The sequence below is a fragment of the Taklimakanibacter deserti genome, from assembly GCA_003574785.1.
The window spans coordinates 69,713-95,739 of record QORU01000006.1 but is presented as its reverse complement, the minus strand read 5'-3'; the positions used below and the strand labels follow the sequence as shown (position 1 = coordinate 95,739).

Annotated in this window: 18 protein-coding genes; 8 read left to right on the top strand and 10 right to left on the bottom strand. The window is 62.6% G+C overall.

Features of this window, described 5'->3' with window-relative positions:
* The first annotated feature begins 21 nt into the window (after positions 1-21).
* Positions 22-714 (top strand): MarC family protein, encoded by a 693-nt coding sequence (locus DS839_RS13780; RefSeq protein ID WP_119270927.1) that lies wholly within the window; start codon positions 22-24, stop codon positions 712-714.
* Between the two features lie 18 nt (positions 715-732).
* Positions 733-1,563, top strand: a complete 831-nt coding sequence (locus tag DS839_RS13775; RefSeq protein ID WP_119270926.1) for a hormone-sensitive lipase — start codon at positions 733-735, stop codon at positions 1,561-1,563.
* 158 nt (positions 1,564-1,721) lie between these two features.
* On the opposite strand, the gene DS839_RS13770 is transcribed toward DS839_RS13775, so the two are convergent.
* From DS839_RS13770 to DS839_RS13750, 4 genes are all read right to left on the bottom strand, one after another.
* Entirely contained in the window at positions 1,722-3,023 is a 1,302-nt protein-coding gene (locus DS839_RS13770) for an HlyD family type I secretion periplasmic adaptor subunit (protein WP_119270925.1), read from the bottom strand.
* A 5-nt stretch (positions 3,024-3,028) separates the two neighbouring features.
* On the bottom strand, positions 3,029-4,753 hold the full coding sequence (locus DS839_RS13765; protein ID WP_119270924.1) for a type I secretion system permease/ATPase: 1,725 nt from the start codon (positions 4,751-4,753) through the stop codon (positions 3,029-3,031).
* Between the two features lie 21 nt (positions 4,754-4,774).
* Positions 4,775-7,792: a choice-of-anchor Q domain-containing protein gene (locus tag DS839_RS13760; protein WP_119270923.1), complete on the bottom strand. Its 3,018-nt coding sequence runs from the start codon at positions 7,790-7,792 to the stop codon at positions 4,775-4,777.
* A gap of 326 nt (positions 7,793-8,118) precedes the next feature.
* On the bottom strand, positions 8,119-10,050 hold the full coding sequence (locus tag DS839_RS13750; protein WP_368911618.1) for a BTAD domain-containing putative transcriptional regulator: 1,932 nt from the start codon (positions 10,048-10,050) through the stop codon (positions 8,119-8,121).
* Positions 10,051-10,331: 281 nt separating this feature from the next.
* Here DS839_RS13750 and DS839_RS13745 point away from each other — a divergent pair, with 281 nt between their 5' ends.
* The 6 genes from DS839_RS13745 to DS839_RS13720 all read left to right on the top strand — a co-directional run bounded on the left by DS839_RS13745 (position 10,332) and on the right by DS839_RS13720 (position 20,066).
* Positions 10,332-14,159 carry a GAF domain-containing protein gene (locus DS839_RS13745; RefSeq protein ID WP_119270920.1) on the top strand — a complete coding sequence of 1,276 codons (3,828 nt, stop codon included), beginning with the start codon at positions 10,332-10,334 and terminating at the stop codon, positions 14,157-14,159.
* Positions 14,156-14,521 carry an Hpt domain-containing protein gene (locus tag DS839_RS13740; protein ID WP_119270919.1) on the top strand — a complete coding sequence of 122 codons (366 nt, stop codon included), beginning with the start codon at positions 14,156-14,158 and terminating at the stop codon, positions 14,519-14,521. The genes DS839_RS13745 and DS839_RS13740 overlap by 4 nt, the downstream gene beginning before the upstream one ends.
* Positions 14,518-16,041, top strand: coding sequence for a response regulator (locus tag DS839_RS13735; RefSeq protein ID WP_119270918.1), 1,524 nt, complete (start codon positions 14,518-14,520; stop codon positions 16,039-16,041). Before DS839_RS13740 ends, DS839_RS13735 begins: the two co-directional genes overlap by 4 nt.
* A gap of 40 nt (positions 16,042-16,081) precedes the next feature.
* Positions 16,082-16,441 (top strand): hypothetical protein, encoded by a 360-nt coding sequence (locus tag DS839_RS13730; RefSeq protein ID WP_119270917.1) that lies wholly within the window; start codon positions 16,082-16,084, stop codon positions 16,439-16,441.
* Between the two features lie 80 nt (positions 16,442-16,521).
* Entirely contained in the window at positions 16,522-18,549 is a 2,028-nt protein-coding gene (locus DS839_RS13725) for an oxidoreductase (protein WP_119270916.1), read from the top strand.
* Positions 18,546-20,066, top strand: a complete 1,521-nt coding sequence (locus DS839_RS13720) for a trimethylamine methyltransferase family protein (RefSeq protein WP_119270915.1) — start codon at positions 18,546-18,548, stop codon at positions 20,064-20,066. Before DS839_RS13725 ends, DS839_RS13720 begins: the two co-directional genes overlap by 4 nt.
* Before the next feature lie 182 nt (positions 20,067-20,248).
* Here the strand turns inward: DS839_RS13720 and DS839_RS13715 are convergent, their stop codons facing one another.
* From DS839_RS13715 to DS839_RS13690, 6 genes are read right to left on the bottom strand one after another with little or no spacing between them, the layout of a single operon-like run.
* Positions 20,249-20,878 carry a TetR family transcriptional regulator C-terminal domain-containing protein gene (locus DS839_RS13715; RefSeq protein ID WP_119270914.1) on the bottom strand — a complete coding sequence of 210 codons (630 nt, stop codon included), beginning with the start codon at positions 20,876-20,878 and terminating at the stop codon, positions 20,249-20,251.
* Positions 20,879-20,884: 6 nt separating this feature from the next.
* A complete protein-coding gene (locus DS839_RS13710; RefSeq protein ID WP_119270913.1) occupies positions 20,885-22,447 on the bottom strand; it encodes an ABC transporter substrate-binding protein in 1,563 nt (520 codons plus the stop codon).
* A 10-nt stretch (positions 22,448-22,457) separates the two neighbouring features.
* The gene (locus tag DS839_RS13705; RefSeq protein ID WP_119270912.1) at positions 22,458-23,405 is read right to left on the bottom strand and encodes an oligopeptide/dipeptide ABC transporter ATP-binding protein; all 948 of its coding nucleotides are present in this window, start codon (positions 23,403-23,405) and stop codon (positions 22,458-22,460) included.
* Positions 23,402-24,238: an ABC transporter ATP-binding protein gene (locus DS839_RS13700; protein ID WP_119270911.1), complete on the bottom strand. Its 837-nt coding sequence runs from the start codon at positions 24,236-24,238 to the stop codon at positions 23,402-23,404. Before DS839_RS13700 ends, DS839_RS13705 begins: the two co-directional genes overlap by 4 nt.
* A complete protein-coding gene (locus DS839_RS13695; protein ID WP_119270910.1) occupies positions 24,235-25,089 on the bottom strand; it encodes an ABC transporter permease in 855 nt (284 codons plus the stop codon). Before DS839_RS13695 ends, DS839_RS13700 begins: the two co-directional genes overlap by 4 nt.
* Positions 25,070-26,023 carry an ABC transporter permease gene (locus tag DS839_RS13690; RefSeq protein WP_119270909.1) on the bottom strand — a complete coding sequence of 318 codons (954 nt, stop codon included), beginning with the start codon at positions 26,021-26,023 and terminating at the stop codon, positions 25,070-25,072. The genes DS839_RS13695 and DS839_RS13690 overlap by 20 nt, the downstream gene beginning before the upstream one ends.
* Between the last annotated feature and the right edge of the window lie 4 nt (positions 26,024-26,027).

Here is a 26,027-nt window from a genome sequence, read left to right as displayed (position 1 = left end):
TCCTTTCTATTCTTTCCCGGCATGTGGGATTTCAGCGGCGCGATCCAGAGCTTTCTCATCGCCTTTCCGGCGCTGTTCTCGATCGTCAATCCGCTCGGCATCGCCCTCATCTACCATCAAGTCACGGCCGGCCGCAGCCGGGCCGAACGCACCGTACTCGCCTGGCGGGTCGCCGCCTATTCGCTGGGCGTCATGCTGGTTTCGCTCTGGGTCGGGGCGACGCTCATCGGCTTCTTCGGGGTCACGTTGAGCGCGCTACGAGTCGCCGGAGGCCTGGTGGTCGCGGTCAGGGCCTGGGAAATGCTGTCGGCACCCGAACAGAGCGAGGGCCGCAAGCAGGAACAGGCGGCGACAGCCAGCGGCGCCAGCGATGACGCCTTCTTTCCCTTGACCATGCCGCTCACCACCGGTCCCGGCACCATATCAGTCGCCATCGCGCTCAGCGCCAGCCGGCCCAAGAATATCAGCTGGGTCGATCTCGTCCTGTTCTTCGCCGGCATGTCGGGAGCGGCCATTGCCGTCGCCCTCACCATCGGCTTTCTCTATGCCTCGGCCGACCGCGTGGTCTCGCTTCTGGGGCAGGCGGGCTTGCGCGTGGTGACGCGCATGTCGGCTTTCCTCCTGCTCTGCATCGGGGTGCAGATCTGCCTGACCGGCGTGCAGGAGGCGTTGTTTCCGCTGTTCACCAACCGCATCATGCCGTCGAATGTCTGAGACCTGGAAGAGACCCGAATGATATTCCCCGCCACCACCGACTGGGACGACGCTTATACGAACGGCGCCCACATTGCGGGCGGCGAGGGCTACATCGCGCGCTGGGCGCAGGGGGCGCAAGGCTTTCGCGACCGGATCGGCGATCTCGGCAGCGCCAGGCTCGATCTCGCTTATGGATCTCAGCCGCGCAATCGGCTCGACCTGTTCCTGCCACGCGGCACGCCCGCCGGACTCTTCGTCTTCGTGCATGGCGGCTATTGGATGCGCTTCGACAAAAGCTCGTGGTCGCAGCTCGCCGAAGGCGCGCTCAAGCGCGACTTCGCTGTCGCCATGCCGTCCTACACCTTATGTCCGGATATCCGCATCGGCGGCATTGGGCGTGAGATCGGCACGGCCATCGGCTTTGCGGCGCAAGAGGTCGCGGGGCCGATCCACCTCGCCGGCCATTCGGCCGGAGGCCATCTCGTCTGCCGCATGATGGCCTTGTCTTCGCCGTTGCCCGAGCCGGCACGCCGGCGTGTCGCCCAAGTCGTGTCGATATCGGGCGTGCATGATCTGCGCCCGCTCATGAGCACGCAAATGAATGCGACGCTCAGGCTCGACCGCGACGAGGCGCGCGCCGAAAGCCCGGTCCTGCTCGAGCCGTCGCCGGACGTGCGCCTCATTTGCTGGGCCGGCGCCGGCGAGCGGGCCGAATTCATCCGCCAGAATGCGCTCATGGCCAATATCTGGCGCGGTCTTGGCGCGGCAACGGCCTGCGTGGTGGAGGACAACCGGCATCATTTCAATGTCATCGAGAGCTTGAGCGACCCCGATTCGCCCCTGACGAAGGCCTTATTCGAAACCTGATTGCCGCTTATCCTGAGACGGTCGAGGAGGTGCCCATGACGAGCCATCCCAAGCCGCAAGGAATCCCGCCCGATACGCCGCGGCCCATGCCGAGTCCGGAGCCGCCGCGGCCGGCGCCGATACCGGATGAGGGCCCGAAGCCGCCACCGAGCTGATGCTCAGCCTTCGCGGAACGTGTGAGCGATCTGATCCGTCAGGGGCTGCAGGAAATAGCTGAGCGGCGTGCGCTCGTGCGTTTGTATGAACGCCTCGGCGGGCATGCCGGCCTTGAGCTTGTTGGCCCCGAGCAGCTTGATCTGCGCCGGTCCAAGGCGGACGCGTACCGCGTAGAAGGGCAGCGAATCTTCCGATGTTCGCGTGAGGTCGGCCGCCACTTGAACGACTTCACCGTTGATCTCTGGCGTCGTTCGTTGATCGAAGGCAGGAAAGCGCACTTGCGCCGCCTGGCCAATATTGACCTGATCGATATCCTCCGGGCGCACCTGGGCATCGATTACGAGTTCATCGAGATCGGGAACGATCGCCATCATATCGGCACCCGGGGCGATGACGCCGCCGATCGTATGCAGGCTTAGCTGGTGCACGATGCCGGCGCGGGGCGCGCGAATCTCCATGCGCGCCAACTTGGCCCCTGAGGCGATCTGACGTTCAGTCGCCTCGGCAATTCCCGCTTCCGCCTCGCGCAGCTCGCTGAGCGTACGCGTGCGCGCATCGTCCGCGATCTGGATGACCTGCAATCTGGTCTCGCTGATACGGCCCTTGGCGGCGGCGATGCTTGCGACCAGCTCGCCCTCTTCGCCCTCGAGCCGCGCCCGTTCGCGATCGAGCGCGAAGACCCGATTCGCCTCGACCAGACCTTGCTGCAGCAGCTTCCTGAGATTTGCGAGTTCCTCCCGGACCAGCACCGTCTGTTCTTTTTTCGAAGCGTATTGCGCGGCAAGTCCCGAAATCTCCTGTTCGAGCTGGCCTATTCTCTCGGTCAGCTGCTCGATGCGTCCCGCAAGTGCGGCTTTCTGGACGCTGAACAATTTGCGCTGTCCGGCGAGAAGATCGGTGATTCGCGGATCGGTAGACCGCGAAAGCAGAGCTTCGGAAAATTGGATTTCCTCATCGTCGTCGCGTTCGGCAATGAGGCGAGCCCGCTTGGCGCTCAATTCATCCAGGCTCCCCTGCAGGATCGCCAGTTCGGCGCGCGTATCCGTCTCATCGAGCCTGACCAGAACCTGCCCGGCCTCGACCCGGTCACCTTCCTTTACCGCGATCTCGGCGATGATGCCGCCGTCGCGGTGCTGAATGCGCTTGAGATAGGTCTCGACGACCGTGACCCCTGGCGCAATGACGGCGCCCTGGATCGAGGCCAGCACCGTCCACAGGCCGATGACGCCGAGCAACAGTCCCGACCCGACGAAGCCCGCTATCTGATGGCGACGCAAGGAGCTGATGGCCGAAGAGGTCGTCATCGCGATCAGCCTCTCGCCTCGACAATGGTAAGGCCGCCCGGCCGGCCGGTCCCGTCGACGGGGCGCGCCAGCACCTTGGCGAGCACCTCGTCCTTGGGTCCAAAGGCGAATACCCGACCGTCACGCAGAACCATCAGCCTGTCGAGCGCGGCGATGGCGCTTGGCCGGTGAGCGATGACGATGACGGTGCCGCCGCGGGCGCGAACCGCAGCGATCGCTCTCACAAGGGCGACCTCGCCATCGGCATCGAGATTGGCATTGGGTTCATCGAGCACCAGGAAGCTGGGATTGCCATAGAGGGCCCGCGCCAGGCCGAGGCGCTGGCATTGACCGGCCGAGAGCCGCCTTCCGCCATGACCAATGAGGGTGTTGTAGCCGTCGGGCATCTGCAGGACGAGGTCGTGGATATCGGCCTGTTGTGCCGCAGAGACGATGGCTTCAGGCTCGGGAGCGGGAGCGAAGCGCGAAATATTCTCCGCCACGGTGCCGTCGAACAGCTCACCCTCCTGCGAGAGATAGCCGATCGACTTTCCCAGCACGTCCGGATCCCATTGATCGGGCGTGGCGCCGTCAAACCTGACGGTGCCGCGGGTCAGCGGCCAGGCACCCATGAGCGCCCGCGCCAAGGTGGATTTGCCGGCACCGGTCGGGCCGATGATGCCGAGCCCGTCGCCGCGCTCGAGCGCGAAAGACACCCCGCCGATCAAAGGCATTTCCCCGCCGGGAACATAGGCCGAGAGATTCTCCACCGTCAGCCGGCCCGTCGGCTGAGGCAGCACCATTTTCGGCTTGCGCGCCGGTGTGTCGGCCAGGAAAGCACGCAACCGATGCCACGATCGCACGAAGCCTTGGAATTGCGGCCACTGGCCGACCGCCAACTCGATGGGGGCGAGGGCCCGTGACATGATGATGCTGGCGGCGATCATGACACCCGGCGAGATTTCCCGGCGGATGGCGAGATAGGCGCCAAGGCCAAGGACGGCCGACTGGAACACCAGCCTCAGTGTGCGTGACAGGCTCGTCAGCAGACCGCTCCGGTCACTGGCCAGCATGTGACTGGCCAGTGCATCATCCTGCGCGCCGGCCCAGCGCCGGCGCAGGCGTCCGACCATGCCCAGTATGGTCGCCGCCTCGATGTTGCCGCGGCATTGATCGGCCAGCGAATGCGCCTGCATGAGCGCCTTTTGAGCTGCGAGCGCATGCTTGCGGGTGGTTCGCTCGGTGAGAATGGCGATGACCGTCAGCAAGATGGCGGCGAGAACGGCCACATAGCCGAGCAGGGCATGCATCAGGAAGATGACCGCCAGGTAGATCGGCGCCCAGGGCATGTCGAGGAACGCCAGGGGCCCGTTGCCTTGCAGGAATTGCCGGATCGTCTGGAGGTCGCCAAGCGCCTCGCTGCGTCTTCCTCCGTCGCGCAGGGCCTGCATGGCCACTGCGTCGAACACCCTCTCGCGGAGCGCCTCATCGACGATCCGCCCGACCCTGACCAGAAGGCGCGAGCGGACAAACTCCAGAAAACCGTAGAGGGTAAACAGAATGGCGGCCAACAGGGCGAGCGCCAGCAGCGTGGGAATGCTACCGCTGGTCAGAACACGGTCATAGATCTGCAGCATGAAAAGCGGCCCGGTGAGCATCAGCAAGTTGGCGAACATGCTGAACACCGCAAGCGACACGAAGCCCGACCGGCAGGTCGACAGGGCAACCGCAAGGTCAGAGTTCTGAGCCATTTATGCTGCCCGCCGAAGTCCCTAGGCCAGGATGTCGAAATCCGTTGCCGCGAGTGCGGGCAACGGCCCGGTGAAGGTGGCGATCAGACGGCTGCCGCCGGCCAGGTTGCCATTATCGTCATAATGCAATTGACCCGTCGCGAAGTTGAATATGAACCGGTCATCCGCATCGCCGGCGAGGCCGGTGCCGTTGGAAACGAACTGCGACGCATCGAGCGCGCCGGCTGCCAGACCGCCGCCGAATAGCGAAGCCGAAATCTCCAGCCTGTCGCCGACTTCAAAGTTCTGGATGACATCCCGATCGGCGAAGGCCGGCGTCAACACGAATGTGTCGGCTCCTGCCTCTCCGTTCAGCGTGTCGACGCTGGCGCCGCCAATCAGCCGGTCATCGCCGCCGCCGCCATTGAGCGTGTCGTTCCCGCCGCCGCCCCATAGCGTGTTGGCCGCGTCATTGCCGGTCAAGGTGTCACCTTTGTCCGTTCCGACGACATTCTCGAAATTCGCGATCTTGTCGCCCGCGGCGTCGCCGCCTTTGGCCGTATTCGTGGCCAGGTTCACAGTGACCGCCTTGTCCGAGCCCACATAGGAAAGCGTGTCGCCGGAACCATTGCCGCCATCCAGCCTGTCTGGGCCCTCGCCGCCAACGACCGTGTCGTTGCCATCGCCGCCATCTATCTCGTCGGATCCGTCTTCCCCGAGCAGCGTATCATTGCCGCTGTCGCCGTTGATCGTGTCATTACCCTTGCCGCCACTGATCGTGTCGTCGCCATTGAGCCCTGACAGCGTGTCTTTGCCGGCAAGGCCATTGATCGTGTCGAAGCCCTTGCCGCCGGTAAACGTATCGGCGCCTTTCGTGCCGCCAAAATCCATGGTGGCGAATCGCGCATAGTAGTCATGCGAGATGGCCTCGAAATATGCCGGATCAAGCTGGACTCCTTGCCAGCGAGCGATGATCTCGCCGGTCGTACCGTCCATCACGATGTAGTCGGGAAAAGCAGGAGTGAGCGAACCCCGGACGAAATCCATGAGGATATCGGCGTCCCCATTTGTCGTTATGACGGATGATGTGAGGTCAAATGTGTTGTACCATCGCAGCGCGGTCGTCGTGTTGGCCATTCTGCTGTTGTTGTCCTCGACCAATACTTCGAGGAAACTGAAGTCGGAACCGAGCGCGGCCGCGAGGCCTTCGAGGTTTTCGGAATAGAACCTGCAGGGTCCGCACCACTCGGTGCAGACCGACATGACCACCAACTCGTCTCCATAGCTCAGCAGCGACTGGGCATTTCCGTTCTGGTCGGTGAACACAAGATCGGGAACGAACTCGCCGACTTCATCGAATTGCCCAAGAGTTGTCGTGGCGTTGGGTGAAGGGAGGAAATGCGTGGCGAGGTCGACAGCCGGGCTCCCCGACGCGTTCAATGCGGTTTCGAGCGGAACATCAATGGTCGTGAACTCGATATTCCCCGCCATGGAAGCGCCGACGTCCAGCGACTTGATGACATCGATCGAATCGGTCCCTGGCGGGCGGTGGAAAGCAAATGCCCCCATCGGCCATCCATCGAATTCAAAGGGCGGGAGGAAAGACGCGAGAAGGACATCTCGCGCCTGGTATGCCGACGGGTCGCTATTATCGACATGGAGGACGCTGACCGACGGTGAAACGCCGGGAAGAGGTTCGGAATAACCGTCAAGGCAGATGATGCGGACATCCAATGGCCGACCCGCGGCGCCTGCAGCCGCAGCAACTTCATTGGCTTGCGCGATTTCCGCCAGCGCCAGCGAGGTCAGTTCCCCAGCCGGGGTCAATGTCTGCTTGATCACGAATACGACGGTTTCATCTGGGCCCTCGAAAAGCGAGTCGGCCGTTGACGCATTGCCCGCCGCATCCTTGAACGGCAGTCCATCGAGAGCGGTGAAGAGATCCGTCGGCACGACAGGGTAAACCTCGACGGCGCCAATATCGACCGCAGCTCCGGAAAGACGAGGCGCGCCCCGACCGTCGATCGGTAGGACCTCAGCGGAATTGCCGTCATGGTCCAGGTCATGGATATCGGCGGGGAGTGCCGCAGCACTGCCTGCATCGATCAGGACACTCCCGGGGTTCGTCGCCATGGTGAGCACCGTCCCGCCATTGTCGATTGGGAAAGCAAGGCCGACATCGCCGATATTGTTCAGATTATTCGTCGAACCGGCGCCAAGTGTGACGGCGGTGCTGAAGGCGCTGTTGGTGGCAAGCTGGACCTGGCCCCGCACGTCATTGATAGCGGCGGGCTCGAAGACGTTTGGATCCAGCAGGCCCGAGTAGTTGTTGCCGACCACCGTGTTCGTGGCGGTAATGAACCCTCCCGAGTCCTGCGATATCCCGCCGCCCTCGTCCGTATTCGTGCCGTTTGCACCGGCAAGGTTGCCAGCGATCGTGGCGCTATGCAGAATAAGATTTGTGTTGGAGGCGCTGATGCCGCCACCCTTGCCACCTGAATCATTGATGCCAATGGTTGAGTTGGTTATCGTGATGTTGCTGTCGCTGGCGTAGATGCCGCCCCCCTCTGCAGCGGCGATATTGAACATCAACAGCGAATTGGCGATCGTCACGTCAGTCTGATCGGCTGCGATACCGCCACCATTGGTCGCGGCGCCGCTGTTGCGTATGGTGGTATCCAGAATATCGAGTGTGCCGGCATCGGAAGCGAGAATGGCTCCGCCTGCACCGGAACTACTGGCGTTGGCGAGCGTCAGACTGGCGAGCGCGACATCCGTCGATGAACCGGTTATGTTGAAGATGCGATGGGCAGAGTTGCCCGAAATCGTCACGTCCGCCTTGTTGTCGCCGTTGATGTCGCCATCGATCGTCACATCGCTCGTGAGAACCAGTTCGTCGGTCAGGCTTATGGTCTTGCCGGCGAGCGCCGGTGCGAAAGTGATGGTATCCGCATCCGGATTGGCATTGGCCAGCGCGATGGCCTCTCTCAGCGACAGATCGCCGGCCGAAATATTGCCGTCATCCTCGTCGGCGAGAACGGTTACTACGAAATTTGTCATGACGGATCCTTGTGCTCTGCGGTGGGCATGCAGTGAATGCTCCCGGCGTTCGCGACAGAGTCAGTGGTCGCGGGTAGTGCGGGAATGACGTGCTTCGTTCGCGGACCTTCAGCGAAGTTCAACGCCTGAGATCGAGCGGCCGCGTTCGCTGTGGCCAGGTCCCAGATCGCGCGCATGAAGTGATGCTCTGCCATAAACGACTCCCATCTCGGCGAGGTGCCGTTCTCCCATGCAACACTGTCCGTTAGGACTGCGCTTGGTGAGCCCGATCAAGACAATGACCTAGCGTCAAAATTGCGTTAGACAAACGTTATGAGCGAGGTTGGTCAGCTATCCGGAAGACCGGCGCGCGCGAGCATCGCGATGAAGCGGCGCTGATGTGCATCATTCACATAGCGCGGCACATAGACGGGTGAGATATTGCCCAGGTTGAGCTCGGGTATTTGGGACAGGCAATAATGAATTGCCCGTGAAGCCTCTTCGCCATTGCCGGTTGCCATGGCGGCGGCGGCCCAATAGAGGGCGCCGCGCACAAAATCCGGCCTTGTGCGCACCACCTGGCGCGCGATCTCCAGGGCTTCCAGATCGTCGCCACTGGCGAATTTGGCGACGGCGATGCTGTGATACCGCCAGAATTCGGTCGAGTCCAAGGGACCCAGCCTGATCGCCTCGTTGGCCTCGTGCAAAGCCTGCTCGGTCTGTCCCTTGAGCGCATAGAGCGCGGCGAGGTCGCCATGGGCATTTGCATAATTGGGATTGAGACTGATCGATTGGCACAGTTCTGCAATGGCCTCCTCGATGCGGCCCGCGGTTGAGAGGGCGAAAGCCAGAAAGCAACGCGCGATCTCGTCGTCCGGCACCGCCTTAACGGCAGCTTTGGCAAGTGACAAAGCTCTGTCGACATGCTCTTGCCGGTTGGGCAGCGCGCCGAAGACTGCCAGGCCGACGGAAATGGTGATCGACAAGGTCCGCATCGCGCGGGGATTGTCGGGGTCGATCGCCAGGGCCTGTTCGGCCAGGCCCATGGCGGCCTGTAGCGATGACTTCGTCATCTCGTAGTATTTCGTCAGCGCCTGATTGACCAGGCGCCGTACCTCGGGACCGCCGGGCGGACTCTTGTCGCGCACTTTCCAGCTGCTGGTTTGCAATTCTATGCCGAGAGCGACCATGACCAATTGCGCGATCCGGTCCTGGAACTCAAGTCCTTCCTGCGCCCGGCCGTCGAATCGCTGTGCCCAGACGTTATGGCCGTTGCCGGTGTCGATGAGCTGGACATTGACCCTGAGATCGTCGGCGACTCTCTGGACGCTGCCATTCAACAAATACTGGACGTTATAGGTCGCCGCTATCCGGCGGACATCGAGGCTTCCCGTCTCAGTCGTGAGCGTCGGGAGCTCCGCGACGATGATATAATCACGCCGTTGCGCGAGTGCGGTCGTGATGTCCTGAACCAGGCCCCTGGCGAAATAGTCCTCGCCGCGCTTGCCAGTGAGATTCACGAAGCTGAGCACACCGACCGACGGCTTCTTCCGGCTGCCGGCCTCAGCCGAACTGGTCATCTGCCTCGGCAGGGGCGTGAAAATTTCCGGATCCGGTCCAACCAACAGGGATTGCCACAGCGTCCTTGTTTCGGGACTTACATCGACGCCGAACTCCTTCTGCAGCATGGCTCGGCAGGCCTCGAAGGTGCGGATCGCCCGGTCGCGCTGGCCGGCCAGAGCGAGCAGCTCCATTTCCAGCCGATAGGATGCCTCGCGCGTCGGCTCCATGGCGACAAGGCGCCGGGCGATGGCAAGCCCTTTTTCCATATCCACCAATCGCGCCAGCTTTTCGAGAGAGCCTATGGCGAGGTTAAGAAATTTCTCGCGCTCGCCGGCCGCCCACTCCTCGAAGACACTGCTGCCCGAGAAGAAGCCATCGAGGAACGGTCCGGTGTAAACGGAGATCGCCTCTTCAAGCTGGCTTCCTGAACGCGCCGATTGCGCCGCTTCGAGGACCGCGGCATCGCTGTCGATCGATCCGGCGTTCAGGCCAATCGTGTCCTTGTTGCTGTGCAGGATATTTGCGCCAGTGGGCGACAGATCTTGGCGGAGCACGCTCAAGGCCTGCCGCAGGCTGTTTCTCGAATGTTCGCTGTCGCTGTCGCTCCACAGAAGATCGGCCAGCTTCTCCCGCGTCGCCGTCATTCCCGGGCAGCGCGAGAGATAGGCAATGATGGCCGAACCTTTCTTCCCGGTCAGCTCAAGCGGTCTGTCCAAGGCGTCATGGATCCGGAAGCCCCCGAAAAAATACAACTTTAATTTTGGCTGGCAGCCGTCGCGCGGCATCGCGTGCTCAGATTCTTTTTTCCTAACGTAACTTTAATTCAAAACTCACGCTTGGCAAGGAGGTCGACTCCTCCGCGCAAGCGAAACTCTGACGCTGGAGGGCCTAAGATCACCCACGATTGCAGGCATTTGGGCCCTCAATCGCGTGCATTGAGGGTGAACATGCGTCTTAGCCGGGGCCGCTTGCGCCAAACAGAGAGAAGTGACACCTGATGGGAACGGATGGCAGACCATCGCTTGATCCCGTTGCGTTGCAAAAGCTGGTCGACGATCAGGGTACCCTTCTGCGCAATATCGGGAAGCTCGCCAAGATCGGCTTCTTCATCTGGGACGAAGTGGAAGACAAGCCCATCCACATCTCGGAGGAAGCGGCCCTGATCCATGGGCCGACGGTCGGCGAGTTCCTCGTTCAATTGAACAGCAATGAGAAGATCGCCGCTCGCCTGCTCGGCGACGACAGGCAACATTATCTCGATACCAAGGCGAGATGCCGTGCAATGGGTGAGCCCTATACGGTAGATTTCACGGTCCGTGCCAAGGATGGAACGCTGCGGCACGGCCGCGAGGCCGGCGAATATGCAAAGGACGCCGAGGGGCGGGTCGTGCGCAACATCGGCGCGCTGATCGACCTCACGGACCAGAAGGAAGCCGAAATTTCGCTCAAGGCGACAGAGACGGTGTTGCGCGACCAGGAGAATCGCGTTCGGGACGTTCTGGCCGAGTCCGACCGCTTGATGAAGGCCAAGGACAAGCGCGCCCAGGAACTCGCTACTCTGGTCAGCCTCAGCGAGGCGATGACAAAATCACTGACCGTGCAATCGCTCACGCGCATCGTCGGCGACAAGGTGCGCGAGATTTTCCGAGCCGAGATTACCGAAATCCTCCTCTATGACGACAAGTCGGGAATCATCACCGTCCCATATTCCCACTATCGCGACTACCAGGATGTCGAACCCTATCCCTACGGTGAGGGGCTGACATCGCATATCATCCGAACCGGCCAGCCGTTGCTTCTGGGGTCGGACGCGGAGCAGACCGCACTTGGCGGCCTTGTCTTTACCGAGGACGACACGACCGAAGCCTATCTGGGGGTGCCGCTGATCGCGAGCGAGAAGATACTGGGCGTGATCAGCGTGCAATCCTATCAGAAGAATGAGTTCAATGATCACCATCTGCGTCTGTTGCAGATACTGAGCGCCAATATCGGAGTCGCTGTCGAGAATGCCCGGCTGTTCGACGAAGCTCAGCGGCTGGTGCGGGAAACGAGAGCGCGGAACGCCGAGCTTGCCTATGTCAATGGGCTCCAGGAAGCGCTGGCTTCAGGCCTTGAAGCCCAGGAGATCTACAACGTCATGGGCGGGAAGATCCATGAGGTCTTCGACACTCACGTATTGGACATTGGCCTCCTGGACGAAGGGGACCAGCTCCTGCATTTCCCCTACACGATCGAGCGCGGTGTCCGGTTTCCCGACAACCCCATGCCCTTGGTCGGCTATCGAAAACATGTCATGGAGACAGGCCAGCCTTTGCTTCTGTCCGGCGACATGGAGGCCGCCCGACAAAAATACGGGAATCCCAAGGCACGTCAGGGCGAGCCGCCGAAATGCTGCCTCTTCGTTCCCCTGATCTTCGAAGGCAAATGCCGCGGCGTGATTTCCTTGCAGAATCTCGACCGCGAAAACGCCTTCGTCGAAACCGACATCACGCTCATGACCACCATCGTCAATGCGGCAAGCGTGGCGCTGGAAAGATCACGCCTGTTCGACGAAACGCAACGCCTGCTCAAGATCACCACCGGCGACGTAAAGAAGCTGCGCGAGCAGGAGAAGCGCCTCAGCGCGGTGCTCGCGGAATCCGACCGTCTGATGAAAGCCAAGGATAAGCGCGCCCAGGAACTCGCCATTCTGGTCGGCCTCAGCGAGGCGATGACAAAGTCGCTGAACGAACAATCGCTGACACGCATCGCCGGCGACAAGGTACGGGAGATCTTCAATCACGAAATCACTGAAATTCTCCTCTATGACGACAAGTCCGGGATGATCCATGTCCCTTATTCCTGTCACCGGGATTATCAGACCATCGAGTCGTTTCCGTTCGGCCAGGGGTTGACATCCAGAATCATCCGGTCACGCCAGCCGTTGCTTCTGGGATCCTGGGCGCAGCAGAACGAGCTTGGGACCGTAGTCTCAGCGGACGAGCGGACCGAATCCTATCTGGGCGTGCCGCTGGTCGCAAGCGAGAGGACGCTTGGCGTGATCAGTGTGCGCTCCTATCAGCCGAATGCCTTCAACGAGCACCATCTGCGCCTTCTGCAAATACTGAGCACGAGCATCGGCGTCGCTCTCGAGAATGCCAGGCTCTTCGATGAAACGCAGCGCCTGCTCAAGATCACCACCGATGACGTGGAGAAGCTGCGCGAGCTCGAGAAATCGCTCATCGCCGCGAAGGAATTCGCCGAAGCGGCGAATGCAACGAAGAGCACCTTCCTCGCAACCGTGAGCCACGAGATCCGCACGCCGATGAACGGCGTCATCGGCATGACGCATCTGCTCTCCGCCACGAAGCTCGACGCGGAGCAGGCGGAATATTGCGATACGATCGCGCGCAGCGCCCAAGGCCTTCTCTCGATCATCAACGACATTCTCGATTTTTCCAAGATCGAGGCCGGGAGGCTCGATATCGAGGCCATTCCGTTCCATCTCGACCAATGCGTCGAGGAGTCCCTCGATCTCGTCTCATCGCGGGCGGCTGAAAAGAACCTCGAGCTCATCTATTGGATGGACCCGGAACTGCCGCGTCACGTCGTCTCGGACCCGACGCGCCTGCGCCAGGTCCTGCTCAATCTCCTCAACAACGCGGTCAAGTTTACGGAAAAAGGCGAAGTCTTCCTGAAGGTGATGCGCGACAGCGCGAATAGCGATCTTATCCGTCTCACCGTCGCCGATACGGGGATAGGCATCCCCGAAGACCGCCTCGGGACGCTGTTCCGGTCCTTCAGCCAGGTCGACACCTCGACCTCGCGCCGCTATGGGGGAACCGGCCTCGGTCTCGCTATATGCAAGCGGCTTGTCGAGATGCTGGGCGGCGACATCAGCGTGCGCTCCGAGCCTGGCCGCGGGACCGAATTCGAATTCACCATCAAGGTGGATTGGGCGGATGGAAGCGGCGCCCCCCTCGATACCGAAAGCCTGAAAGGCAAACGTGTTCTCGTCGTCGACGACAACGCCACCAACCGCCGGGTCCTCGAGCTCCATGCAAAATCGTTCGGCATGGTGCCGACCCTGGTGACCGGCGGGGAGGAGGCGCTATCCGCCCTGCGAAACACCCCGCCTCCGGATGTTGTTATCCTCGACATGCAAATGCCGCATCTTCACGGGATCGATGTCGCGAAGCGCATCCACGATCTGCCGCATTGCCGGTCGCTGCCGCTCATCCTGTTCAGCTCGCTGCATATGAGCCGCGCCCAGATCATACAGATGGCGGGCGCCAAGCTCTTCGCCGATGTCCTGAACAAGCCGATCAAGCCCTCGGCCCTGCTGCATGCCATCACGGCGGCGATCCTGTCCGTGCCCAAGGTAGCGGCGCCGGCGGCCGCCAAGCCGGCCGTCGACCTCGACGGCAAGCTCGCGGAAGAATGCCCGCTCAGCATCCTCGTGGTCGACGACCATCCAACGAACCGCAAGTTCTGCTCGGCATTGCTCAAGAAGCTCGGCTATGCGCCGCAATTGGCGGCGAGCGGCCGGGAAGCCGTCGACATGACCGCTGCGGCGTCCTTCGACACGATCCTCATGGATATCGAGATGCCGGAAATGGACGGCATCGAGGCGATGAAGATCATCCGCAGCCTCCGCTCGGAAGTGGCGCAACCCTATTTCGTCGCCCTCACCGCGAATGCCATTGCCGGAGACCGGGAGGCCTATCTCAAGGCGGGCATGGATAACTATGTGAGCAAACCCATCGAGCTTTCTGAGCTCGTCGGTGCCCTGCGCACGAGCTGGCGGGCGAGCGTCGCCAGGCGGCAAAGGGGGAAAGCACCGTGAGCATCTCACTTCAGGCGCTGGAGCGCATGCGAGAAATCATCGGCGGCGACAGGGACCTCCTGGCCGAGATTCTGCAGAGCTTCATCGATGAGGCCGAGCCGCTGGCGCAGTCGGTCCTTGCCGCCGCGAGAGAGGGCAGGCTCGACACGCTGGGTCGCGCCGCCCATACGATCAAATCGAGCGCACGGGATTTCGGGGACAGCGCGCTTGCTGCACTCTGCGCCGATGTCGAGCTCAGGAGCAAGCGAGGGACGGTGGCCAATGCCGTTGCCTGTTCCGAGCAGATCGCCCAGGGCTGTATCGCGCTCAAAGAGGAACTCGTGGCCTATATCGGCACGGAATTGAACGGGGGGATGCCATGAGCAGAACGGGAAGAATACTCGTCGTCGACGATACGCGGGCCATGCGGCTCAAGCTCGCGGGTGCGGCAACCTCCCTCGGCCATCAATGCCATGCGGTGGGAAGCGGCAGCGAGGCGCTCGACCATATGCGTGGCCATCCGGTCGATGCGGTGCTCCTCGACATCGTGATGCCGGAGATGGATGGCTTCGACGTGCTCAAGGCCATGAAATCCGACCCGGCGCTCAGGGACATACCCGTCATCGTGATCTCCTCGCTCGATGACACCGAGAGCGCCGTCACGGCGATCGAGCTCGGCGCGGAAGACTTTCTCCCCAAAAACTTCGATCCGGTGATTTTCCGGGCCCGCGTCAATACGCTGCTTCAGAAGAAATATGTCCGCGACGCCGAGGTCGACTATCTGAACCAGGTCGAGAAACTGGCGCGCGCTGCCCAGATCCTGAAGGTCGGCAACTACAATCCCTCCAAGCTTGGCCTCGGCGAGATCTCCGAGCGCGATGATGCGCTGGGCGACCTGGCGCGGGTTTTCGCCGATGCCGCGCAGAAGGTCTATGAGCGCGAGCGGCGTCTCCGGCAGTCCATAAAGACCCTGCGCGGCGGCTTCGGGCTCATCGTGCTCGGACTCATCTGGGGCCTGGTCGCGCCGCTCTCGCGCATGGCCTCCGGACTCGAGGCCCATCCCTTCGGAATGGCCTTCTGGGTCAGCCTGCTGAGCGGCCTTTGCTGCATAGGCTGGTCGGTGGCCAAGGGAACCGTGCCGAAGGCGCGTGAGATACCATGGGGCTATTTCCTGGCCTATGCGCTCCTCGGCGCCGTGGTCAGCGAATCGCTCCTGTTCATCGTTGCCGGCAAGGTCGAGGCGAGCATCATTTCCATCATCATCGTGCTGGAAGGCTTCCTCGCCTTCGCTTTCGCCGCCTTCACGCGGATCGAGCAGCCGAGCCTGTCGCGGTTTGCAGGCCTGCTCCTTGGCCTCCTTGGGGTCCTGGTCATCCTCTATGACAAATTCACGGGTGCGGTGCCAGGCGGCCTGCTGTGGACGGTCATAGCGCTAGCGATCCCGGCCTGTTATGCGGCGGAAGGCATCATGCTGGCGGCAAAACGGCCGGAGCATATTCCGACCGTCACGACGGTCGGGCTCATGCAACTCACCGCTGCCGCCATTCTCCTGCCGATCGCGCTTTCGACCGGCGAGATGATCTATCCGAGCGCCATCCCCGGCGCCTTGGAGCTGACCGTCGTGCTCATCGCCGCGGCCTCGCTCTCCGCCAATGTTCTGTTCCTCTATCTCATCAACAATCTGGGCGCCGTCTTCACCGGCCAGGCTGCCTATTTCACGACCATCGCCGGCATCGGCTGGAGCATGCTGCTGCTGGGCGAGAGCCTCAACGCATGGATTTGGGCGGCATTGGCGCTGACCGCCGCCGGCCTGTTCCTGGTGGGGCCGAAACGGGAAGCTGAGCTTGAACCCCCGCCGGCAATGGCTATGACGCCCAGCATGTTGGACACCGCCGCTGGTTGAGGCATACTTCCCCAGGGGCATTAACGCGGGGGACAGTCCCATGAGAAGAGCATTCTGGGCATTCATGCTGATGGGCATGCTGCCGGCGGTGGCCGCAGCGCAGGACATCGGCGGACTTTACAACGTCAACGGCACGAATTTCGACGGCTCGCCCTATCAGGGCCAGGCCCTGATCAAGATCACCTCCAACACGACCTGCGAGATCGTCTGGAAGACCGGCTCGACGAGCTCGAACGGTTTCTGCATGCGCAATGACGATGCTTTTGCCGCGGGCTACGTGATGGGCAAGGATATCGGCCTCATCATCTACAAGGCCTCGCCCGACGGGACCCTCAAGGGACTGTGGACCATCGCCGGCAAGAACGGCGCCGGCACGGAAATCCTGACGCCGGCCAAGTAAAACAATGGCCGCTGTAGCAAGCAGCGGCCATTGCTTTTGCCCAATTCCTTGTTGTACATTCGTTCAACAAGGAATTGGGCATGTTCAACCCTCGCTATGCCAGGCTGTTCGATGAGGTGCGGATCGGGCCGAAAACGGCGCCGAACCGCTTCTATCAGACGCCGCATGCGAGCGGCATGGGCTGGCGGGCGCCCAAGGCCACTGCCGCCTTGCGTGGTATCAAGGCGGAAGGCGGCTGGGGGGTCGTTGCGACCGAATATTGCTCGATCCATCCCTCATCCGACGACTTCCCCTTCGGCTACCTGTCGCTGTGGGACGAGGACGATGTCAGGGCGCTGGCCAAGACCGCCGAGGCCATCCACGCTCATGGCAGCCTGGCCGCGGTCGAGCTCTGGCATGGCGGCTTCCATGCCAATAACCGGCTGACACGCGAGCCCTTGCTGTCGCCTTCCGGGCAGCGGGCGAAGTTCATCCAGCCGATGTCGGCAAGAGCCATGGACAAGGCCGACATCAAGGCGTTTCGCCAGTGGCAAGCTACCGCGGCCGAGCGCGCCAGGCGCGCCGGCTTCGACATCGTCTATGTCTATGCCGGGCACGATTATCTGCCCCTGCAGTTCCTCTCCCGGCGCACCAACCGGCGCATCGACGAATATGGCGGCAGCCTCGAAAATCGTACCCGGCTCATCGCCGAGATGATCGAGGACACGCGCGAGGCCGTCAAAGGCGACTGCGCCGTGGCCCTGCGCCTGGCGGTCGATGAACTGCACGGTCCCAAGGGCATCACTCATGACGGCGAGGCACGGGACATCGTCGCGAGGCTCGCCGAGCTTCCCGATCTCTGGGATGTGAATGTGGCGGGGGCGCTGGGCAATGATTCCAAGAGCGCCCGCTTCTCCGATGAGGGCTTTCAGGAAAACTATGTCGCCTTCGTCAAGAAGCTGACGACGAAGCCCGTCGTGGGTGTCGGCCGCTTCACTTCGCCCGACATGATGATGTTGCAGTTGCGCCGCGGCATCCTCGATCTCATCGGCGCGGCGAGGCCCTCGATCGCCGATCCCTTCCTGCCGCAGAAGATCAGGGAAGGACGCGAGGACGAGATCCGCGAATGCATCGGCTGCAATATCTGCCGGGCGGCCAACAACGAGTCGGTGCCGATCCGCTGCACCCAGAACCCGACCATGGGCGAGGAATGGCGGCGGGGATGGCATCCCGAAACGATCGCGGCCAAGCGCTCGGAGAAGACCGTGCTGGTCGTGGGCGGCGGGCCCGCCGGCCTCGAATGCGCGCTGGCGCTGGGCCGGCGCGGTTATCAGGTGTCGCTGGCCGAAGCGGCGCGTGACTTGGGGGGCAGGGTGCTCGCTGAATCGCGCCTGCCCGGCCTCAAGAGCTGGATCCGGGTGCGCGACTACCGCCAGCATATGATCGGCAAACTCTCGAATGTCGCCGTCTACCGAGAAAGCCCGATGACGGCCGATGACATTGTGAGCTTCGGCGCCGATCATGTCGTTCTCGCCACCGGCAGCTTCTGGCGGCGCGATGCGGTGGGTGGTGTGGTCGAGGAGCCGGTGAACCTTCCGGCAAGTGCTGCGGTCTTCACACCGGACGATATCGACCGGCTGCCCAAGGGCGCTTCCGTCACCGTCTATGACGATGACCACTATGCCGTCGGCAGCGCCTTGGCCGAGATGCTGAAAACCAAGGGCCATGACGTGACCTATGTCACGGCTCTGCCGGTTGTCTCGTCGTGGACACAATTGACGGACGAGCAGGGTTTCATCCAGGCGCGGCTGATGGCGATGGATGTGCGTCTCGTCCTGTCGCATCAGCTCACGGGCTTTGCAGGCGATGCGCCGCAATTCGCCTGCGTCTATACCGGCCGCATCCGCGCCGTACCGGGCGATGCGCTGGTGCTGGTGACGGGCAGGGTGCCTCATGACACGCTTTATCATGAGCTCTTGGGGCGGCTGCCGGCCGAAGCGATGAGCCTGATCGGCGACTGCCGGGCGCCGTCCCATATCGCCGATGCGGTCTTCTCCGGGCATCGCTTCGCGCGCGAATTCGACGAACCGAAATCATCCCTTATTCGACGGGAAAGGCCAGAGCCATGATCACGCCCGTATCGCCGCGCCGACGTGCCCGCCCGCAGCGCATACCGGGAGCGCTGCAGCAGCGGCCGTGGAAGCAGTTCACGCTGCCCTATCGCCCGATCGAGGTCTTGAGCGCCGATCAGGTTGGAGCGATCCACGATACGGCCCTTACCATTCTCGAAGAGATCGGCATGAAGGTGCTGGAGCCCAGGGCCCGCGCCCATTTTGCATCGGCCGGAGCTTCGGTCGATGAAAGTGATCTGCGTGTGCGTTTCGATCGCGCGATGATCGCCGGCCTCATCGCCAAGGCGCCCGCCGAATTCGCGCTCAAGGCGCGCAATCCGGCCAAGACGGTCAAGGTCGGTAACCGCCACGCGATCTTCTCCTCGGTCGGTGGGCCCGCTTATGTGAGCGATCTCGAAAAAGGCCGGCGCGCCGGCACCTATGCCGAGATGTGCGACTATCTCAGGCTCATCCAGTCGCTCGACATCTTGCATCAGGAGGGCGGTGGGCCCTTCGAGCCACTGGACCTTCCGGCCGAGACGCGCCATCTCGACCTCTATTATGCCGAGATCACGCTGCTCGACAAAAACTGGCAGCCGCAGGGCTTGGGCAGCGAGCGCGCCTTGGACGCGCTCGAAATGGCGGCGATCTCGCTCGGCACAACGCGCGAAGGGCTGATCGACGATCCGGTCTTCACTTGCGTGATCAACACCAATTCCCCCTTGCAGCTCGACATCCCGATGGCGGAAGGCCTCATGACCTTCGCCGAGCATGGCCAATGCGTGATCGTGACACCCTTCACGCTGGCCGGCGCCATGTCGCCGGTGACGCTCGCGGGCGCCCTCGCCCAGCAGCATGCCGAAGCGCTCGCCGGCATCGCCCTCACCCAGATCGTGCGCCCGGGGGCGCCCGTCATGTATGGCGGCTTCACTTCGAATGTCGACATGAAGTCAGGCGCGCCGGCTTTCGGCACGCCCGAATATGCGCAAGCCGCACAGGCCTCGGGCCAGCTCGCGCGCCTCATCGGCGTGCCCTTCCGCTCGAGCAACGTGACGGCCGCCAATGACGTCGATGCGCAAGCGGCTTACGAGAGCATGATGGCGCTCTGGGGCTCGATCATGGGCGGCGCCCATCTGGTGCTCCATGCCGCGGGCTGGCTCGGCGGCGGGCTCACCGCCTCCTTCGAGAAGCTGATCCTCGACGCCGATCTCCTGCAGATGATGGCGGCCTATTGCGAGCCCTTCGAGGTGACGCCTGAGACGCTGGCGCTCGATGCGGTGCGCGAAGTGGGGCCGGCCGGCCATTATTTCGGAACAGCTCATACGCTTCAGCGCTATGAAACCGCCTTCTATCAGCCGCTCATCTCCAATTGGGACAATCACGACAGCTGGGTCGAGCGTGGCCGCGAGACGGCGCCTCTCAAGGCCAATCGCATCTGGAAGCAGATGCTGAAAGAGTATGAGCAGCCGCCGATCGACCCCGCGATCGATGAGGCGCTGCGCGATTACGTCGAGCGCAGGAAGCGCGAGGCGTGAAGCAAATGCTTCCCTTCTCCCGTTGCGAAGCAATGGGAGAAGGTGGCCGAAGGCCGGATGAGGGCTCTTTCGTGCAACGCACTCCGATCTCAACGAGTATTCCTTGCGGAGACAAAGAGCCCTCACCCGCCCTTCGGGCACCCTCTCCCATCCTTCGGACGGGAGAGGGGAAAAGTTGGGGACTACCGCATCAGTGGCCCCAGTCTTGCCTCGAGCACGTCATAGACGGCGGCGCGCGCCGTGTCGCGATTGACGACGGATGAATCGAGGCACCATTCGATCCACAGGCCGTCAATGAGCGCGATCACGGTCATGGCGAGCGCCTCGCCATTGGTCTTAACCTTGCGCGCGACGGCGATCTCGCCCAGCGCATCGCCGATCGCCTTGCGATAGGCGTCATAGGATTTGCGGTGCGAGGCTTTCAGCCGCGGATTGGTGGCGACCTCGCCCCAGAGCGCCAGCCATGCCCTGAGTGATGACTTCGAGAACATGGGCGGGCGGAACATCGTCTCGATCACCTGGGCGAGCCGCTCCTCGGCTGAGCCTTCGAAGAACAGCGTCTCGCGCCCGGCGGCGATCATCGACTGGGTCATCGCTTCATAGACCTCGATCAGGAGACCGGAAATGCCGTTGAAGTGATGATTGATGAGCCCGCGCGAGACATTCGCCTCGCGCGAGATGCGGTCCACGGTGAAGGCCGCGATCCCGCCCTCGGCCAGGCAGCGGATCGCGGCATCGATGAGCATCTGCCGGCGCAGATCGGCTTCGACGCGGGCGAAGCGTGGTTTGCTCTTCTGGGCGGCAGTCGGCATATCACCTCACAGTTTCTTGAAGCCGACGGGATTGGGATAGCCGTCGGCCAGGATCTCGGGCTCGAATGTGGTCTTGTGGATCGCGACGAAGGGCTCATGGCAGACGAAGATGAAGCCGCCCGATTCCTCCATCAGATCCTCCATGCGGTTATACATGGTCTTGCGCTTCGCCTGATCGCCTTCAGACAGCGCCTTGGTGTAGAGTTCCTCGAATTCCGGGCTGTTGAAGGCGGACCAGTTCCACACGCCGATCTGGTCGGGCCGGAACCAGACCAGGTTCTCCGACGGATCGATGCCGCCGGCGAAGGGCATCAGCACCAGCTCGAGGTTCTTGTAGCCGTCGCCTTGCGTCTTGTCGCCCAAGACCCAATAGGCGCCTTCGTCATAGGGTTGGATCTCGATGGTGATGCCGGCCTGAGCCATGGTCGCCTGGATGATCTGGCAGGCGGTCATGTAGCGCGAGTCGTTCAAGGTGGCGAGATTGAGCTTGAGATCGCTGACGCCCGCCTCGGCGAGGAGCGCCTTCGCCTTTTCGTAATCGGGCTTGTCGATGATGTTCTTGGCCCGGGTGAAGGCGGTGCCGGGCTGCACCACGCCGGTCGAGCGCGGAACGAGCCCCTCATAGGTCCCGGCGATCAGCTGCTCGCCGTCGAAGGCATATTGCACCGCCTGGCGCACCTTCGGGTCCTTGAGCTTGGGATTGTCCATGTTGATGGTGAGCCAGACATAGCGCGTCGACTGCGCCTCGATGAGCTTGGTGTCGGGCAGGGGCTTCTCCTTGAGGCCCTTGGCGGACGAGGCCGAGACGCGGCAATAGTCGAAGGCCTTCGCCTCATAAGCGAGCTGGGCCGCCTGGTCGTCCTCGACGATCGAAATCTCGACCTGGCCGAAATCGGGCTTGGGTCCCGGCCAGTCGGGATTGGCCTTGAACGTCATCTTCTGCTTGGGCTCCCATTTGTCGAGCAGATAGGGGCCGCATTGCGCCGGGATCTCGGTCGTGTATTTGCCGCCTGCTTTCTCGACCGCCGCCTTGCACACGATGTGACCGCCATAATAAGGCAGCGACGTCACCCAGATCGGCTGGAACGGCTCCTTCAGCCGGATGATGCCGGTGCGCTCGTCCTTGACCTCGACCTTATCGAGCTTCTCGAACTGGTATTTCCAGGCCGATTCATTCTTCGGATCGGCGATGCGCTCGAAGGAGTATTTCACGTCCTCAGGCGTGACCGGTCCATAGCCCCCGGTCCATTTGAGGCCGGGCAGCAAAGTGAAAGTGATCGAGGTCGGATCGGTCTGCTCGATCTTCTCGGCTCCCCAGGGCGCGATCGTGTTGCCCTTGCGCATGTCGGAGAGGCGCACCAGGGTCACCAGCACGCAGCGATTGGTGATGTCTTCGAGATTGCCGATCTCGAAGGCAGGGTCGAGCCGGTTGATGTCGCTGTCGCTCCTGATGCGCAGGAGATCGCCTTCGGCGGCGAAGCTCAGGCGCTGCGGCAGAACCATGCCGGCGCTCAAGAATGCCGAGAGCTGCAGGAACCCACGGCGGTCGAAATGTCCTTTGATTTTCATTCTTACCTCCCTAGTTGAGTGGAAAATGGCAGCGCACGCTATGACTGCCCGTGACGGTGAGAGACGGCGCTTCGATGCGGCAGCGCTCTTGGGCATAGGGGCAGCGGGTGTGGAACTCGCAGCCCTTCGGCCGGTTCTGGATGCTCGGCACTTCGCCGGTGATGGCGAGCGCATGGCGCTTGCGGCGCGGATCGGGGATGGGCTCGGAGGCGATCAGCGAGGCCGTGTAGGGATGACGGGCTTTGCTGAAGACCTCGGGCGTCGGTCCTTCCTCGACGATGCGGCCCAGATACATGATGGCGATCCGGTCGGAGACGTGACGGATCATCGCGAGATTGTGGGTGACGATGACATAAGAGAGCGCGAGCTCGGCCTTGAGCCGGGTCATCAGATTGAGGATCTCGCCCTGGATGGAGACATCGAGCCCGGCGGTCGGCTCATCGGCGATGACGAGATCGGGCCGCAGCGCCAAAGCGCGGGCGACACCGGCGCGGCGCGCCTGGCCGCCCGAAAGCTCATGCGGATAGCGGCCGATGAAATCCGCAGGAAGGCCGACGAGCCTCAGAAGCTCTTCCGCCATGACGCGGCGCGAAGCCATGCCTACGCCATGGATGACGAAGGGCTCGGTGATGGCGGAGCCGATGGCGAGCCGGGGACTGAGAGACCCGACCGGATCCTGGAACATCATCGCAGTGCGGCGCCTGAGATGCGCGAAGCTCGTCACGGCTGAGCCATCGAAGCGGATCGTGCCGCGGGCAGCCGGCACCAGCCCCAGGAGCGTGCGCGCCAGTGTCGTCTTGCCCGATCCCGATTCGCCGACGAGGCCCAGCGTCTCGCCCTTGTGGAGCTTGATCGACACGTCCTCGAGAATGGCGAGCCGGCGGGAGTTGAGCCCCATGAAGCCGCCGGGGCTCCGGAAATTGACCGCCAGACCTTCCGCCTCGATGATGGGTGTCATCGCCAGGACGCCCTCGTGAAGGTCGCGCGCTCGGCATCGCTGATCACCGGCAGATAATCGGTGCGCTCAGGGATACGGGCCGGATCGCAGGCGAGGAGGGCGCGGGTATAGGGATGGCGGGGCTTGTGGAAGATGTCGTCCACCGGACCTTCCTCGACCACATCGCCCCGATACATCACATAGACGCGGTCGCAGAGCTCGGCGACGACGCCCAGATGATGGGTGACGATGAGGATGCCGCCGCCATAGTCGCGGCGCAATTCGCGGAAGAGATGGATGATCTGCGCTTCCATGGTGACGTCGAGCGCCGTCGTCGGCTCATCGGCGATGAGCAGGCTCGGATTGACGAGCAAAGCGGCGGCGATGGCGGCGCGCTGGCGCATGCCGCCCGACAATTCATGCGGATAGCTCTCGGCGCGCATGGCGGCGTCGGGAATGCCGACGCGCCCCAGCATGGCGATGGCACGCCGGTATTTCTCCTTGGCCGATCCCGCAATGCGGCTCTGGAAGTCGACCAGCTGCTCGCCAATGGTGAGCACCGGATTGAACGAGGTCATCGGGTCCTGGAACACCATGGCGATCTCATCGCCGCGCAAAGCGCTCTGGTTGCCGGCGACGCTCTTGTCCTTGAAGGCGATGTCGCCCTGGATGCGCGCGCTGGCGGGCAATAGGCCCGGAATGGCGGAAGCGAGCGTCGACTTGCCGGAGCCCGATTCACCCACGAGGCCCACGGCCTCGCCCAGCCGGATCTCGAGATTGGCTTTGCGCACCGCCTGGACATGGCCCGCATAGTCGATGGTCAGATCGCGAATGGCGAGGAGCGGCGAGGTCATGGCGATTGCCTGTGCTTGAGCTTGGGATCGAGCGCATCGCGCAGAGATTCGCCCAGGAAGGTGAAACCCAATGTCGCGATGACGAGCGGGATGCCGGCGGCGATCACCAAAGACGGATTGGCGCGGAGCGACGTGTAGCCGTCATTGAGGATGGTGCCCCAGCTCGGCGTCGGCGGCCGGACGCCGAGGCCCAGATAGCTCAATGCCGCCTCGAGAGCGACGACCGTCGGGATATCCATGCTGACCAGGATCACCAGCGGCCCCAGCACATTGGGCAAGAGATGAATGCCGATGATGCGCGCCGTGCCGGCGCCCATGGACTGCTCGGCCAGGATGAATTCGCTGCGCCGCAAGGCCAGCGTCTGGGCGCGTACCAGCCGGCCATAGATCGGAACGGAAATGACGGCGATGACGAAGATCAGCGTTCCGGTGCCGGGCCCCAGGATGACGATGACGGTCAAGGCGAAGAGAATGAGCGGGATGGCGCTCAAGGAATCGAAGAAGAAGATGAGAAGGCTGTCGAGCCAGCGCGGTCCATAGCCCGCCAGCATGCCGAGGATCAGGCCGATGAAGGCGCCGATGCCGATGGAGAAGACGGCGATGCCCATGGCGACGCGAGCGCCATAGATGATGCGCGACAACGTATCGCGGCCGAGCTGGTCGGTGCCGAGCCAATGCGCCGCCGATGGGTCCTGCAGCTTGTTGAGCACATCGATCTTGGCCGGATCGTAAGGCGAAATCACATCGGCGAAGAGCGCTGCCCCGATCACGATGATGACGAGGATGAGGCCCAAAAGGCCCAGCGGATCGCGCATCACGCGCTTCAGGATCTCATGCACCCCGGAAGGCATCTCTGATCCTCGGATCGAGCCGCGCGATCAGGAGATCGACGGCGATGGTGAGTGCGACATAAATGGCGGTCATGACCAGGACAGCGCCCATGACCACCGGATAGTTGCGCAGATTCACGGCGGCGGTGACGAGCTTGCCGATGCCGGGCCGCGAGAAGATGACCTCGACGAAGACGGCCGAGGAGATGAGCCCGCCGAGGCTGACGGCAAGCAGCGACAAAGTGGGGATGAGCGCGATGCGCAGGCCGTATTTGGTGACGATCTTCCATTCCGGCACGCCGAAGGCACGGGCCGTGCGGATATGCGGCTCGCCCATGACGTCGAGCATCGAGGCGCGGACGAGGCGGGCGAGATAGCCGACCCAGGTGAAGCCGATGGCGAAAGCAGGCAAGATGAGCGCCCGGATCTGGCTGCCGATATCGCCCGGCTCGCCATCGCCAATGGCCGGCAGCCAATTGAGCCCGACCGCAAAGATTAGCAGCGCATAGATGGCGATCACATAATAGGGGAGCGAGATGACGCTGACCGACAAGAGGCTCGTGGCGCGGTCGATCCAGGTGCCGCGCTTCAGTACCGCGAGGCAGCCGAGCGGTATCGCGAGCAGTGTGGCCCAGCCGAGGCCAACGACGCAGAGGATCAGCGTGTTGGGCAGCACTTCCCAGATCTCCGTCGCGACGGGACGGTTGGAGATGACGTCGAGCCCGAGATTGCCTGACAGCACATTGACGAAGAAATTGTAGACCTGGACCAGATAGGGCTGGTCGAGACCCATCTCGCGGGTGAGCCTGTCGATCATCTCCTGTGTCGCGCGGGGGCCAAGTGCTGCCCGTGCGGGATTGCCCGGCACGATGAAGACCGCCGCATACATGGCGAACATCACACCGATCAGGATCAGGAGACCGAGGCCGATGCGTTTGATCGTGTAAGCGAGCATGGCC